The organism is Salinimicrobium sp. CAU 1759, assembly GCF_054482715.1.
Map to the genome: position 1 here is coordinate 819,732 of NZ_JBTLRK010000001.1, position 15,559 is coordinate 835,290.

Annotated in this window: 13 protein-coding genes; 6 read left to right on the top strand and 7 right to left on the bottom strand. The window is 40.3% G+C overall.

From position 1 onward, the window contains the following. Positions 1 to 45 precede the first annotated feature (45 nt). Positions 46 to 435 carry a DUF423 domain-containing protein gene (locus ACXYMT_RS03815; protein WP_459057766.1) on the top strand — a complete coding sequence of 130 codons (390 nt, stop codon included), beginning with the start codon at positions 46 to 48 and terminating at the stop codon, positions 433 to 435. 77 nt (positions 436 to 512) lie between these two features. Then, the gene (pckA, locus tag ACXYMT_RS03820) at positions 513 to 2,114 is read left to right on the top strand and encodes a phosphoenolpyruvate carboxykinase (ATP) (RefSeq protein ID WP_459057767.1); all 1,602 of its coding nucleotides are present in this window, start codon (positions 513 to 515) and stop codon (positions 2,112 to 2,114) included. A gap of 65 nt (positions 2,115 to 2,179) precedes the next feature. On the opposite strand, the gene ACXYMT_RS03825 is transcribed toward pckA, so the two are convergent. Then, entirely contained in the window at positions 2,180 to 2,932 is a 753-nt protein-coding gene (locus tag ACXYMT_RS03825) for a uroporphyrinogen-III synthase (RefSeq protein WP_459057768.1), read from the bottom strand. Between the two features lie 11 nt (positions 2,933 to 2,943). Next, positions 2,944 to 3,612: a DUF4271 domain-containing protein gene (locus ACXYMT_RS03830; protein ID WP_459057769.1), complete on the bottom strand. Its 669-nt coding sequence runs from the start codon at positions 3,610 to 3,612 to the stop codon at positions 2,944 to 2,946. Between the two features lie 100 nt (positions 3,613 to 3,712). On the opposite strand from ACXYMT_RS03830, the gene ACXYMT_RS03835 reads away from it, so the two are divergent. The 3 genes from ACXYMT_RS03835 to ACXYMT_RS03845 are packed head-to-tail and all read left to right on the top strand — an operon-like array spanning position 3,713 to position 6,265. After that, entirely contained in the window at positions 3,713 to 4,444 is a 732-nt protein-coding gene (locus ACXYMT_RS03835; RefSeq protein WP_459057770.1) for a polyprenol monophosphomannose synthase, read from the top strand. Next, positions 4,444 to 5,784, top strand: a complete 1,341-nt coding sequence (locus ACXYMT_RS03840) for a dihydroorotase (RefSeq protein WP_459057771.1) — start codon at positions 4,444 to 4,446, stop codon at positions 5,782 to 5,784. Before ACXYMT_RS03835 ends, ACXYMT_RS03840 begins: the two co-directional genes overlap by 1 nt. A gap of 1 nt (position 5,785) precedes the next feature. After that, positions 5,786 to 6,265 carry a DUF4296 domain-containing protein gene (locus ACXYMT_RS03845; protein WP_459057772.1) on the top strand — a complete coding sequence of 160 codons (480 nt, stop codon included), beginning with the start codon at positions 5,786 to 5,788 and terminating at the stop codon, positions 6,263 to 6,265. Positions 6,266 to 6,273: 8 nt separating this feature from the next. Here the strand turns inward: ACXYMT_RS03845 and ACXYMT_RS03850 are convergent, their stop codons facing one another. Then, positions 6,274 to 7,293, bottom strand: coding sequence for an NAD-dependent epimerase/dehydratase family protein (locus ACXYMT_RS03850; RefSeq protein WP_459057773.1), 1,020 nt, complete (start codon positions 7,291 to 7,293; stop codon positions 6,274 to 6,276). An 81-nt stretch (positions 7,294 to 7,374) separates the two neighbouring features. Here ACXYMT_RS03850 and tyrS point away from each other — a divergent pair, with 81 nt between their 5' ends. Continuing rightward, positions 7,375 to 8,670, top strand: coding sequence for a tyrosine--tRNA ligase (gene tyrS, locus ACXYMT_RS03855; protein WP_459057774.1), 1,296 nt, complete (start codon positions 7,375 to 7,377; stop codon positions 8,668 to 8,670). Between the two features lie 129 nt (positions 8,671 to 8,799). Here tyrS and ACXYMT_RS03860 read toward each other — a convergent pair whose 3' ends face one another. From ACXYMT_RS03860 to ACXYMT_RS03875, 4 genes are all read right to left on the bottom strand, one after another. Beyond that, the gene (locus ACXYMT_RS03860; protein ID WP_459057775.1) at positions 8,800 to 9,780 is read right to left on the bottom strand and encodes a LuxE/PaaK family acyltransferase; all 981 of its coding nucleotides are present in this window, start codon (positions 9,778 to 9,780) and stop codon (positions 8,800 to 8,802) included. Positions 9,781 to 9,834: 54 nt separating this feature from the next. Continuing rightward, positions 9,835 to 10,179 (bottom strand): T9SS type A sorting domain-containing protein, encoded by a 345-nt coding sequence (locus ACXYMT_RS03865; RefSeq protein WP_459057776.1) that lies wholly within the window; start codon positions 10,177 to 10,179, stop codon positions 9,835 to 9,837. Positions 10,180 to 10,344: 165 nt separating this feature from the next. After that, complete coding sequence (locus ACXYMT_RS03870; RefSeq protein ID WP_459057778.1) at positions 10,345 to 12,282, bottom strand: hypothetical protein; 1,938 nt, start codon at positions 12,280 to 12,282, stop codon at positions 10,345 to 10,347. A 43-nt stretch (positions 12,283 to 12,325) separates the two neighbouring features. Then, positions 12,326 to 15,121, bottom strand: coding sequence for a TonB-dependent receptor (locus ACXYMT_RS03875; protein WP_459057779.1), 2,796 nt, complete (start codon positions 15,119 to 15,121; stop codon positions 12,326 to 12,328). Positions 15,122 to 15,559 lie beyond the last annotated feature (438 nt).

Sequence of the window (15,559 nt, forward strand, 5' to 3'; positions counted from 1 at the left end):
TGGACAACGAATGTACTTAATTGGTGGCGGCTTTAAAAATAATGTATGAATAGAAACGTATTGATCTGGGGGGCAGTTTTAGGAATAACTGCAATAATTTTAGGCGCGTTTGCTGCCCATGGTCTCAAGCCTCATTTGAGCTTAGAAAATGTTCAGACATTTGAGACAGGAGTGAAGTATCAAATGTATCATGCATTATTTCTCTTATTTTTAGGTAGTTCACCCGTTGCTTCGGAAAAAGTTAAAAGAATTTGCTTCTACTTAACACTTTTTGGGGTTCTCTTTTTCTCAGGTTCAATCTACCTTCTCGCGACTAATAGTCTTACTTCCTATGATTTTAAGGTTTTGGGGCCTTTTACCCCTGTGGGGGGAAGTTTAATGATATTCGCATGGATAGTGTTACTAATCAGCTTTTTTAAGTTAAAAAAGAAATAAAAGAAAATAGCTCCTGCTGATTCTTTCCAAAGTTTTCTACTTTTGTTCCCCTAAAGAAACACACAACTTAAACTTTTATGTTGGCTAAAAAACGACTTACGAAAACGATTGCGCTGGAAAAGTATGGTATTGATAATGCCGAAGTAAACTATCAGCTTTCTCCCAAAGAACTTCATGAGATCACCATTGAAAAGGGACAGGGAGTGGAAGCTTCAAACGGAGCTTTGGCAGTAAACACAGGAGAATTTACCGGTCGCTCTCCTAAAGACCGTTTTATTGTAAAAGATGACATCACCAGGGATAAAGTGTGGTGGGGGGATATAAATATTCCTTTTGATCCCGATAAATTTGATGCTCTTTATGAAAAGGTTACAGCTTATCTTTCGGGTAAAGAAGTATTTGCAAGAGATTGCTACGCCTGTGCAGATGAAGATTATCGTCTCAATATCAGAGTGGTCAACGAATATCCATGGTCTAACCTTTTTGCATATAATATGTTCCTGCGGCCAGATGAGAGTGAGCTGGAGAACTTTAAAGAAGACTGGCTGGTGATCAATGCCCCCGGCTTTATGGCTGATCCTGAGGTTGACGGCACTAGACAACATAACTTTGCTATCCTCAATTTTACCAAAAAAGTTGCTCTTATTGGAGGAACGGGGTATACAGGGGAAATCAAAAAGGGAATCTTCTCTGCTCTTAATTTTATTCTTCCGGTAGATAAAAATACATTGCCAATGCATTGTTCTGCTAACGTTGGAGAAGATGGAGATACAGCAATATTCTTTGGTTTGTCGGGGACAGGAAAAACTACTCTTTCTGCAGACCCTGAAAGAAAACTAATTGGAGATGACGAACACGGTTGGACAAAAGAGAACCGGGTGTTCAATTTTGAAGGAGGCTGCTATGCTAAGGTTATCAATTTAACAGAGGAGAATGAGCCGGATATTTTCCGCGCCATTAAACCCGGAGCTATACTCGAAAATGTGATACTTGATGAGAACGGCGATGTTGATTTTGAAAATACAGATATCACCCAAAACACCAGGGTTAGTTATCCAATCCATCACATAGATAATATTCAGGAGCCTTCAACCGGTAAGAACCCAAAGAATATTTTCTTTCTTACGGCAGATGCTTTTGGAGTACTGCCTCCTATTAGTAAACTAACGCCGGGACAGGCAGCATATCACTTCATTAGCGGTTATACTGCTAAGGTTGCGGGTACCGAGGCTGGTGTTGATGAGCCAGTTCCAAGTTTTTCAGCTTGTTTTGGAGCACCCTTTATGCCGTTACATCCTACTAAATATGCTGAGATGTTGAGCGCAAAGATGAAGGAGAACAAGGTGAATGTCTGGTTGGTCAATACCGGATGGACGGGAGGCCCATATGGAGTGGGATCCAGAATGAAATTACGTTATACCCGTGAAATGATCTCTTCGGCTCTTGAAGGAAAACTTGAAAATGTTGAATTCACTGAACATCCTGTATTTGGTCTACAAATGCCGGTAGAGTGCGAAAATGTGCCTTCTGAGGTCCTTAATCCACGCAACACCTGGAATAATAAGGAAGCTTACGATAAGAAAGCCATGACCCTTGCAAATTCATTCCAGCAGAATTTTGCCAAATTTGAGAAACAGGCGAATGAGGAAATAATGTCTGGTGCTCCAAAAGTTCTGTAATTCTATTCAGTAGAAGACATAAAAAAAACCGGCAAACGCCGGTTTTTTTTATGTCTTAAAGGTTTTTATTGAGCCTTTTTATTCTGTTCCTTGATGTACTTTTCAAGGGCCATTGTCATAGAAGGAGTCTCTGGAGTCGGAGCCTGAATATTGACAACCAATCCATGTTCTTTAGCTGCTTTAACAGTAGTATTTCCAAAAACAGCAATTTTGGTGTCGTTTTGTTTAAAATCAGGAAAGTTCTCAAATAAGGATTTGATCCCGCTGGGACTAAAGAACACCAGAATATCATAAAATACCTCTCTAAGATGGGAAAGGTCGCTCACCACTGTCTTGTAAAAAATCGCTTTTTTCCAGTCCACACCAAGCTTATTTAAAGTCTTTGGGACATCAGGCTTCAGCATATCTGATGATGGAAGAAGGAATTTTTCGTTTTTGTACTTTTTGATCAGTGGGGATAATTCAGCAAAAGTCCTCTTGCCTACATAGATCTTTCTTTTTCTGTAGACCACATACTTCTGTAGGTAATAAGCTACGGCTTCACTTTGGCAGAAATATTTCAAAGTATCCGGCACCTTAAATCGCATTTCTTCTGCGATTCTGAAAAAATGGTCAACCGAATTTCGGCTAGTAAGGATAATGGCAGTGTATTTTGAAAGGTCAACTTTTTGTTGTCTTACATCCTTTGAAGAAACCCCTTCCACATGAATAAATGGAATAAAGTCAATTTTTACTTTTTGCTTTTCTTCAAGATCAAAATAAGGAGAATTTTCAACCTTCGGCTCTGGTTGAGAAACCAAAATTGTTTTCACTTTCATATACATTTTTTTTATTCACCCTGGAAGTTGGTAACCAGCTTATATAAAATATAATAGGGGCCAATTTCAAGAGCGCAAAGATACAAAATAAAATAAAACCAATTGTTCAAAATGTACTGCTGGTTTTTGACAAAGGCGCTTAACAACGTGATCAAATTCATTAATAAAATCAGTCCCAGGACAATGTACAGCACCAAGGGGCTTGGCTCCCACACATATATAAAGATCATGCTCACCGGAAGGAGGAGAAGAGCTATGAAATTGCGATAACTAAGTTTATGAAAAAGATAGTAGTTCATTTTATCGTAGACCGAAACTATATCGGCCAGTATCTTTTCCAGTGAAAATTTAAGAAGTACAAATGCAGTATATGCCGTTATGATCCTTAGGAAAAAAATCTTGGGCCTTTCGGGTGCATCTTTCATGAAAGTGAGAAAGAAGATATAGATAAAAAGAGCAACAGATATAGCATTAACCACAAAAAGCAGAATGTTAAAGGGGTGGAAAAGGTTAGGATCCTTACCCTTAAGCAACAGGTATTTATCTGTCGCAAACAGCATGCTGAAGTGAGCAAAGCGCTGACTAAAAGCATATTTGGCGATCACCAGCAAGACAAAAGCAAGGACGAGTAACAAGGTTATCCAGTCCTGTGAAACAGCATGTCTTTCTATTGCTTCCAATAAATAAATTTTCTACAAAGGTAGAATATATACGATTAAAAGAAGCCTTAAATCCCAATCCTAAACTTTAAAAATAGTTACATTTGTCCAAAAGAATTTTATGCCAGATGGGATTGTTATAATACCCACCTATAATGAAAAAGAGAATATTGAGCGGATCATAAGAAATGTATTTTCTCTCCAGCGCAATTTTCACGTTTTGGTGGTAGATGATAACTCTCCCGACAAGACTGCAGGTATAGTAAAGTCTTTGCAGTCGATCTTTGAGGATCAACTGTTCTTAATTGAGAGGGAAGGCAAATCGGGCTTGGGGACAGCCTATATAAAAGGCTTTGAATGGGTTCTGGAAAGAGGCTATAAATACATTTTTCAAATGGATGCCGATTTTTCCCATAATCCCAATGATCTTATTCGCCTTTACAATGCCTGTAAACGTGGAGGGGCAGATGTGGCAATAGGCTCCCGGTACAAAACAGGTGTTAATGTAGTGAACTGGCCCATGAGCAGAGTTCTCTTATCCTGGATGGCTTCAAAATATGTAAGGCTTATCACCGCAATGCCTGTTGAAGATACCACTGCAGGATTTGTTTGTTATAAGAGAGAAGTGCTGGAGAGGATACATCTGGATAAAATAAAGTTCGTAGGATATGCTTTTCAGATTGAAATGAAATTCAAAGCTTATCTGGCAAAATTCCAGATTGTTGAAGTACCGGTAATTTTTACCGACAGAACAAGGGGAACCTCTAAAATGAGTGGTTCAATAATTTGGGAGGCAGTTTTTGGTGTAATAAAAATGAAGGTAAACAGCCTGTTTAATAAGATGACGATATAATGAAGAAGGTACTAATAAAGAATGCAAAGATTGTTAATGAAGGTGCTATTTTTGAAGGAGATGTATTTATTGAGGATGGCTTAATTTCTGAAATTGCATCTAGTATAAGTGCTAAATCCCCTAATCTCACCATTGTTGATGCAGAGGGGAATTACCTTTTCCCGGGTATTATTGATGATCAGGTACATTTCAGGGAGCCGGGTCTTACGCATAAGGAAACTATAGAGGCGGGATCTAGAGCGGCAGTTGCAGGAGGTATTACTTCATTTATCGAAATGCCTAATACGCAGCCTCAAACTACTACTATAGATCTTCTGGAGGAGAAGTATAAAATGGCAGAAGATTCTTCGTATGCCAATTACGCTTTTATGTTTGGAGGTACCAACGATAACCTTGAGGAGATAAAAAAGATCGACCCTAAGACTGTACCTGCTCTTAAACTTTTCCTAGGCTCCTCAACAGGAAATATGCTGGTGGATGATGAGAAGGTCCTTGAGAAGATATTTAAAGAATCTCCGGTCATTATTGCTGCTCATTGCGAAGATGAAACTACTATTAAAAAGAATCTTCAGGAGTGTGTGGAAAGATATGGAGATGATATTCCAATTGAACTACATCCAAAGATCAGAAGTGAGGAGGCTTGTTACCTTTCCTCTTCCAAAGCTGTGGCTTTGGCAAAAAAGACTGGGGCACGGCTTCATGTATTTCATTTATCTACTGCCAAGGAGTTAAAATTGTTTGACAACAAAAAAGCTCTTAAAGACAAAAAGATCACTGCAGAGGTTTGTATCCACCACCTTTGGTTTAATGACAGCGATTACCAGAAAAAGGGAACTTTCATCAAATGGAATCCTGCCGTCAAAACAGAAAAAGATCAGGAGGCGCTGTTAAAAGCACTTATTGAAGATAAAATTGATGTGATCGCTACAGATCATGCACCGCATACAAAAGAGGAGAAAAAGAATGTTTACACTAAAGCTCCGAGTGGAGGACCTTTAGTACAGCATGCTTTGCCGGCTATGCTGCAAATGCATCACCAGGGCAAGATCTCTCTTGAAAAGATCGTCGAAAAGATGTGTCACAACCCGGCTATCCTTTTTGATATCGAGAAGCGAGGATTTATTAGAGAAGGTTATAAGGCAGATATCGTGTTGGTAGATCTTAATGCACCCTGGGCGGTACAACCCGGGAACACTCTCTATAAATGTGGCTGGTCTCCTTTTGAAGGAACCACTTTTAAATCCCGTGTCACCCACACCTTCGTAAATGGTAATTTGGTGTATAAAAATTTCAGTTTTACTCCTTTTGTCAAAGCTGAAAGATTAAAATTCGATCGCTAAGATGTACAAGTTCCTGATGCTTATTTCTGCACTTTATTTGCTGATCTCCTGTCAGGATATTAACCGTACCCCTAAACCTGATGATCTTATCCCCGAAGAAAAGATGATCGATGTGCTCACCGAAATTTCCCTGTTGCACGGGGCAAGGAGTTATAATAAAGCTCAAATGGAGGAAAAAGGTATTGATCCCTATCCTTACCTTACTGAGAAATACGGGATCGATAGTCTACAACTTGTTCAAAGTAACGATTACTACGCACAGAACTACAAACAGTACAGGCGGATCTATGACAGTGTAAAAGCAAGATTGGAAACCCTGGTTGAAGAATACGACTCCATAAGGGAAATGGAGCAATTAAAACGGGATTCACTGCGGGAAAAACCACGTGGAGATTCAATTCCGCCCAAAAGAATAAGAAAGGATTCCCTGGTGCCTCTACGTATGGAAAAGAGTTTGCCTACTCCTGTTTCAATGCAGTAGTTATTCTATTATTGCTGTAGATCTTTCTTAAAAGCTTCAGCTGTCTTTTCAATAGCTTCTGAGATCGGTTCAAATCGGTAATTCATTTCCCTTTCGAATTTTTCGGAAGAATAAAAAGAGTGATCATAAAGGCTTTTTTGGGACCTGCTGTCCAGATGTCTTTCTTTTCGGGTGAACAGGGCGGAAATTTCCTGCCACATCCAGCCTGTAAAGATCATCCACTTTTTTAACCTTTTGGAAGGGGCCTGTTTGTTGAGGTTTTGAGCAGTCAGATTAAAAATTCCCCGGAATGAGAGATTTTCAGAAACCAGGATATATTCCTCATTTTTGACTGGGGAGTTCATTAGCTCCATCATAGCTTTGACCACATCCCACACTCCAACAAATCCGGTCGTTTTTGGGAAGTAATAATCAAGGCCAGAATTCACTCTTTTAAAGATCTTGCCGCTGCCGTCATTCCAAAATCCGGGGCCCAGAATAACTCCGGGGTTAACAATGACAACAGGAATCCCTTCCTGACTTGCGCGCCACACTTCCATTTCTGCTCCATACTTTGTGATGGCATACATATTATGATCCAGCTCCTTGTTCCAGAAAGACGATTCCGTGATTTCTTTCTCACCGGGCTTTTCGTCAAAGGTTGCTATTGAACTTACATGTACAAGTTTTTCAACTCTGTGCTTTATACAATAGTTCACGATATTTGCAGTTCCTTCTATATTTACCTTTCGCAATTGAGAATCTTGGGAGTTATCAAAGTTTACCATTGCTGCACAATGGTAAACCTGTCGCACCCCCTCAAAAGGATTGACCAGAGAAGGAATGTCGGTGATATCTGCCTTTATCCATTCTATGTGGTTTAAAAGCCGCTGTACTTTTTCCTGAGAATTTGTGTAGGAAAACACCTTTTTGACACCCTTAAGACTTTCTTCAGTCCGGTAAATAGCCTTGACCTTTTTACCTGTTTTTGCAAGGTCAAGTAACAAATGTGAACCCACTAAACCGGTGCCTCCCGTTACTAATATCATGGGGTAAATATAACCAAAAGCACTTAGGAAAAATGAAGGTAAATGGTATCTTTACGGCTGTTTTACGTCAAAAAAATTATCATGAACAAGAATTTTGTAGAAGAATTGAGCTGGAGAGGGATGATACATGATGTTATGCCCGGCACAGAGGAGCACCTGCTTGAAGGTCTGCGATCTGCTTACGTTGGGATCGATCCCACCGCCGATTCTTTGCATATAGGTCACCTGGTAGGAGTTATGATGCTGAAGCATTTTCAACAGGCAGGTCATCGTCCTGTTGCGTTGGTTGGAGGTGCCACCGGAATGATCGGAGATCCTTCAGGGAAATCCAATGAACGCAATTTACTTACTGAAGCTACTCTTTTACATAACCAGAACGCGCTTAAGGCTCAACTTTCGAAGTTTTTGGATTTTGAGAGCGATGAAGATAATGCTGCTATCCTGGTGAACAATTATGACTGGATGAAGAATTTCTCCTTTCTTGAATTCATCAGGGATGTTGGAAAGCACATCACAGTTAATTATATGATGTCAAAAGACAGCGTAAAGAAGCGATTGTCTTCAGATGCTTCCGAAGGTATGTCTTTTACCGAATTTACCTATCAACTTGTGCAGGGATACGATTTTCTGCATTTGTACAGGGAACTCGATTGTACCCTTCAAATGGGCGGAAGTGACCAGTGGGGAAATATCACCACAGGAACCGAGCTTATCCGCAGAATAGGAGATGGGAAAGGCTATGCGCTTACCTGTCCCCTGGTCACCAAAGCAGATGGTACTAAGTTTGGGAAAACGGAATCGGGCAACATCTGGTTGGATCCCGAACGTACTTCACCTTACAAGTTTTACCAGTACTGGCTCAATACAAGCGACGAAGATGCCGAGAGATTCATCAAGATCTTTACCTTCCTCTCAAAAGAGGAAATAGAAGGCCTGGTTGGAGAACATAGAGATGCGCCACACCTTAGGCAGCTGCAGCGTAAGCTTGCCGAGGAATTAACTGTAATGGTTCATTCGCAGGAAGAATTTGATAATGCTGTGAAAGCTTCAGAAGTCCTCTTCGGAAAGAGTACTGCTCAAGACCTTAAGAATCTTAACGAAGCAACATTTCTAGATGTCTTTGAAGGGGTTCCTCAGGCGACAGTTGCTCGTGAAGAGGTTGAAGCCGGGCTGGATATGATCGCAGCACTTTCAGCAAAAACTGACTTTCTAAAATCAAATGGCGAGGCAAGAAGAGCTTTAAAAGAAAATTCAATATCTGTTAACAAGGAGAAAGTTTCTGAGGATTATAGGATCACAAATGATGATCTTTTGAACAACAAATATGTCATCATCAACAAAGGAAAGAGAAACACCTATATTATAAGGGTTGATTAAATAAGAAACCCCCTTGCCTTAGAGGGCGAAGGGGGCATCTAACTAACCAACCAATTATGAAAACATAATCTAACCGTAAAGTAAGTCGGCAGATTATCAATTCCTTACAGGAGCAAAAAATATTTTTTGTTAAAAAACCATCAGGTTGCATCCCCTGATGTCGCTATGGTCGAAACGGCCCAGAATTTCAGTTTTTCCGGCACCAATATTTTTCCCCAAATCCTGGGTGGCAATGAACGAACAGGAGTTGATATTGGCAAGATCAATGACGTTTAATCCGCCCGATTTCCCTTCAGGTAAAAGTGTCAAAGCATCTTCGGGATCACGAATTAGGATCTTCATCCAGGGAGGGCATTCAAAAATGCCATTTTTGAGAGCATATGCCTGAGATAACAATTCTGTCATTCCATATTCACTGTGAATGTGATCCACGCCCAAACCTTTCTTAAGCACCTCATGAAGTTCTGTTCGTATCATTTCCTTGCGGCGGCCTTTCATGCCCCCGGTTTCCATTACTGTGGTGTGCTTCAGGTTTAATTTAAAATTTTCTGCCAGGTCCAGTAGCGCAAAGGAAACTCCGATGAGAAGTATTTTCTTGCCTCTTTTCTCCAGGCTCAGTAAGTTCTCCACAAGAGAATCAAGATCGTGGAGGTAAAATCCACTTTCAGGATTGTTACTGTTTGTTATCAGGTCTTGCACCATATAAATCAGGGAAGATCCTTCCCGCTCAAGATATGATGGGAGCAATGCTAATACAGCATAATTTTCCACATTTCCGTAGAAATGTGTGAAGCCTCTGCGGAAACTTTCCTCATAAATTGCCAGATCTGTAACAAAATGTTTGCTCGTTTGGGCACTTGTTGTACCACTGCTAGTAAAAACAGTGTCGAAAGGAGCCTCAGAAGACAAAATCTTCTGAGTTTTAAAGAATTCGATTGGCAAAAAGGGGATTTTTTCCACCCGGTCTATTTTAGCCGGATCACAACGAAGTAGTTCACAGAATTTTCTATAGACTTTATTGTTGAGATACTGGTGATTAAAGACCTGCAGAGCCTTTTGTTCAAAGTCCCGGGGTGTGGAAATAGAAAATATATCCTTTGGCTCGTGCATATTATTGTAAGGGCACAAAGGTACAGAATAAAATAATCGTAAAAAGAGGGATGTTTATCTCACCACGAGCTTGCGGGTGGCAGTACTCTTGCCTTCCTGGATCCTCATAATATAGACACCGGGATCAAGATTAGAAATATTAAGCTCATTTCCTGTTAACTGGGCGGAAAGTACGTTGTTGCCAAGGACGTTATAGATCTCTACTTTTTTAGCTTTCCCGGCTTTAGTATTGATATACACCTTTTGTCCTGAAGCAGGATTAGGAAATATTGATAGACCCTCAATTGGAACTTCTTTAGCAGCTACAGAAGTTTCGGAAGGGGATACCTGCGCAGAGGCCGGATTTGCAAAGAGCAACAGGCCAATGATCATAAGGGGGTACAAGTAGAGTTGTTTCATTATCAATACGGTATCATTTCAAAATTACAATAAAAATTCAAAAACCGCACCAAATTTTTCTTTTATAAAAGTTAAAGTTAATTTTCATGCAATAAAATAGAAAAGGCTACCGTTGCCGGTAGCCTCATCTTTGATAATCAGCTATTTAATACAAATCCTTTAAGATTACAGTTCTGCGTCCAACCAGGTCCAGGTAGAAACTTCTACTTTGCTACCCAAATTATATGCAGCATCTACTGTTGCACCGGCTCCGTCTATCTGTACGTTAGTTAGTGCACCTCCATCTCTCATATCAACATTAGTGTCATAACCTTCAAGGTATAGGTTGGTGATAGTTGCACCCGATTCTTTTTTAAATTGTAATGCCGTACCACCTGTAGTTGATACTGCAGTAAAATTGATCAACTTTGGATTGTTGTTAGCACCGTCGGCTTCAACTGCTGTTGAAAAGTTCTCGATTGTGTGGTTAACATAAACATTGGTCACGGTTCCACTCCAACCTTCTGTCCAGTCTACAGCATCATCTTCAAGATTTTCCAGGTAAAGATTTGTAGCGGAAACAGTTCCCCCAAAGAACTCCACTCCGTCATCAGCTCCGCTAAGTACAGCAACATTTTCTACAGTAGTGCCAGACCCAACAGCGTAAAAGGAAATTCCGTTGTACTGGGATTCAGAATTGATTTGAGCTCCGGTTCCTGAAATCACAAGATATTTGATGCTTCCGGAATTATCTGCGTCGTTATTACCTCCATAAACAAATCCGCCAACTTCAGCTACTGCATCAACACCTTCTGTAGTAGTGGCATCTCCAACAATAGTGAGTCCACCCCAGTCTCCGGGATTCCCTTCAGCAGAAGAGATCACTACAGGATCTGTTTCAGTTCCCTGGATGTCGATCATTCCACCTTTAAGAACAGCGATGTAGACATCTGTACCACCGTCTCTGGCAACGATCTTCGTTCCGGCCGGAATAACAAGTTTCCCTCCATCCTGAACTATATAAGACGAGGTAAGATTGTAAGTAACAGCAGGGTCTAAAGTCACTGTTCCTTCAACTGTTCCCTGAAGAATGTTGGAAGCTACGCTACCTCTGTTATTGATCCAGGTGAAGGAATTTGCAGAAACTGTTGCAGGAACGGTGTAATTTGTTTCAGGATTAGCTACGTTATTTTCAATAACAACATTGGCTACAGGTCCATTATCTCTCATTTCTACAGAAGTATCATAACCGCTTAAGGAAAGACCGTTAAAAGTCGCTCCCGATTCTTTTTTAAACTGTAACGCAGTTCCTCCTGTTGTGGAAACAGCAGTAAAGTTTATTATTTTCGGATCATTATTTACTCCGTCGGCTTCGATCGCTGTGGAGAATTCTTCGATGGTGTGGAGTACATAGACATTGGTGATGGTGCCACTCCAACCTTCTGTCCAGTCAACAGAGTCATCTTCATTGTTCTCAAGATACAATTCGGTTGCAGATACAGCTCCTCCAAAAAATTCTACTCCGTCATCGGCGCCGTTAAGGATGGCAATATTACGAATGGTAGTACCGCTTCCCACTGCATAAAGGCTTAACCCGTTGTATTGAGAGTCGGCATTGATCTGGGCACCTGCACCTTCAATAACAAGATATTCAATGCTTCCTGAATTATCTGCGTTGTCTGTTCCACCATATTTAAATCCGCCTACTTCCGCAGTTACATCAACCCCTTCTGTAGTGACACCATTTCCAAGGATAACTAGGCCACCCCAGTCGCCGGACCGTCCATTAGCTGATGTCATTACAACCGGATTGCTCTGAGTGCCGGTAATAATTATGTCGGCATCCTGGTGAACAGCAATATAAACATCTGTACCCTCATCAGCTACAATTTTAGTTCCTGCGGGTATTGTTAACTTGCCACCGGCCAGTACCTCAAAAGATCCTGTAAGTTTGTATTCTACAGATGGATTAAGAGTCATATTTCCGTCCAATTCTCCATTAAGTTCATTGTTCTCAACTTGCGGATTATCAATTATTGGATCATCATTCTCACTACAACCTGTAAATATCAAGCCGCTGAATAGTAAGAAAAGAACAGCAAAGTTTTTGGTCATTTTTTTCATTGTGTCTGTTTTAATTAATTAAGTTTTAAAGGTGGTTCTAGGATTAAAAGCTATAGTTGATTCCCAGTGATAAAACGGCTCCCCCGGTATAGGACCTAACAGTCTCTGTAGTTTCTATACCTGTGGTAGAAGGCCTTACATCCTGCACTCTTTCAACAACTGGGTTTAAAAGATTTTTTCCTGTGAATTTGATTCCCCAATTGTCTCCCAAATCTTTGCTTAGCACTGCATCAAGGGTTACAAAACCTTTTTCAATAATGGCATCATTGTAAAAATTTTCACTGTCCGATTGTCTTTCAGGAGCACCAAGAGCATAGATCTTATCAGATGCATAATTTGCTATAAGACTGGCCATAAAGGGGTAGTCTGTTCCTACTACAAAATTTAAAGAACCATTAAAGATCCAGTCCGATGCACCTTGCAGACCGGTTTCTGTTAAACCTTTATATCTGAAGGTTCGTAATAATTGTCCGTTCTCATTTCTTAATTCCTTCAGGTCCTGTGAATGCCACATTCGGGAAGCATTAAATCCAAGGTTGAAATCGAAAGCAGCGTCTTCTTCCATTCTCATTATTTCTAATCTGGTTTCCAGTTCCAGGCCATATATCTCGGCCTGTTCGCCTGCATTGAAGTAAGAGAAAACACCTGCAGAACCTCTGTCCTGTACTTTGTTGATTGGATCTTCGATCATTTTGTAGAAACCGGTGAGTGATAAAAGCTCTCCGGAAGTCGGGAAGAATTCATATTTAATGTCAAGATTGAAATTGGTAGATGCCAATAGATCTGGGTTACCTCTTGTGACTTGTCCTGTTTGGGAAACATACTCAAACGGAGCTACTTCTTTAAATTCGGGTAAGGTGAGGGTCTTGCTGGCAGCTAATCTTAAGTTTGACCTGTTGTTTAAGGCATAGCGTAGATTGACAGCAGGATAAAAATTATCATTGGACAAGTTTGATGTACCTGTTCTTCCGGGGATATTTCCCACATTGTACACCAAGTCCAGTTCATCCATTTGGTAGCGTACTCCGGCATTAATGTTCAAGTTGTTCAAGGCAAAATTCACACTTGCAAATCCTGCAGCCGATTCTAAATTTCCCTTGTACCTGTCTGGCTGAAGTGTGTTATTGATTTCGAGGGAGCCATTGTTAAGGTTTTCTTCAGTAAAGACTTCAGTAATATTGTCTATTGAAGATGGAGTCAGGGAGCGGTTTGAAAATTCTTCTAATCCGAGGAAACGGGATATGAAATCTCTTTCTTTGTACCTGTATGTACCTCCAAAGTTAATTTCAAGCTTCTTTTCTTTGGCTGAAAAAATCTCCATTTGATCCTCAATTCTACCGTTGAATTCATAGTCATCGATCTCCTGATAACTCTTTCTCTGCTGGTACCCACCTGTGTCTCCCAGGTAAACCACATCATCATTAAAATTGACTTCGTTTCTTATACGATTAGGCTCATCGGCATTCACCAGATTCAACCCGGCCGCCCAGTCGAGGGTGTTTTTGTCACCAAGCCTGTGTTCACCCAAAAGTTGATTTACCCAAATACGTGTTTGCCTTGTATTTTGGTCCCTTACGAACTGAGAGAGGCCTTCACTGGGATCTGTTTCTTCAAAAATAAAACCCTCCTGATTCCTTCCACCCTCATAAACATTGTCTGAAAGTTTATTAATAAAAAGACTATTTGCCCTAAGATTGTTGCCTTTGTCAAATTTATAAGCAACAGTTGCCAAACCGGTAGTATTTATGGTTTTGGAATAAACTGAAGCATCTGTAATTGTATCTGTAACGAAATTGGCGCGGAATTCACGAAAAACACCTTGGGTATACTGATGATCTACGTCCTGAGATCCGGTTATCAATACTTCAAGTTTATCACCAAATCTTTTTCCCGCGGTAAAGTTGTACTTGTAATTTATTGGTAAATCTACGGTGGCCGGATTCCAGTCCTGGTATATCAATTTGTATTCTGAAGCCTTCCCTCCGGTGTAAAAGCCAAAATCAACATTTTGCATATTAGGAGAGACCTTAAAATTGTCCAACACTCCCTTCTGAGCTACATTTGTATTAATTCCCGCACCTGCTCCAAAACTCAGTTCATTGGCTCCAACTAATTCCCTTGTTGAAATATCTATATTTCCTGAAGCCTGGTCTGCCGAAATATTGGAAGAGTATGTTTTATTTATGGCTACACTCTGAATAATTCCTGTAGAAAAAAGCCCGAGATCAATGTTCTTTCTTTCAACATCGTCTGATGGAATAGGAAGACCGTTAAGGGTAGTGTATAGATACCGGTCTCCCAGGCCCCGAACAAAGATATCACCCGATGCTTCACTGCTGGTCACACCAGAAATACGGGTGGTAGCTTTAGCAGCATCAGAAACTCCCAGCTTAGCTAATTCTATCGCCCCGATACTTCCCTTTATTTCAATAGCTCTTTTTTGTTCCAGAAGCAGGGCTACTTCAGAGTCTTTTCTGGATACAGTGGATATTACCACCTCATCAAGACTGGCTGCGCTTGCGCCTAGTTCAGCATTGATTTCAGTGATTTTGCCGGCAATCACCTCAACATTTGAAATTTCTCTTGGCTCATAGCCTACGAAGCTAAAAACCACCGTATAAATACCTGGTTTAAGATTTGAAATCGAGTAAAGGCCTTCCATGTCTGTAGTAGCACCTTTTGATGTGCCTTGAATAAGAACATTTGCGAAAGGCAAGGGTTCGCCATTCATTTCTGAATCGGACAAACGACCCACAATAGAACCTGCGGTATCGCTTTGGGCGTGCAGTACATCATTTGTCATTAGTACTGCGATTAATAGAATAAATAATCGCTTCATATTATCGGTTATTGTCTGGCGCAAAGAAAGAGGTGGAATGTAAATGCAGGGTTAACTGGAGATTAAACAACTATCACTACTAGGTTATCCTAATATTAAGAGGGAGGGATGGTCGACTAATGTAGAACTATCCAGAAACTGCTTTAGCTATGCGGGAAGAGGGCCTTCTAAATTGTCGCTGGAAGAAATGACAGAAGCTTTTGTATGACTGTAGTTGTTTTGGAATAAATTAAAATCCGAGTTGTGATCTTTTAAATGAAAAAAGCGGTGGAATTTTAAAATAATACATCCTTTTCTTAAGAAGTGACTTTTTGAACCGGCGGATCAGCATTGATGCCAATTTAAAAATTTGGTAAACTTAGCTTTACATCAAAGACATTTAAAAACATCATTTTTGAACCTCTTAATGTGCATTGAGACAGATTCATATTATCTTAG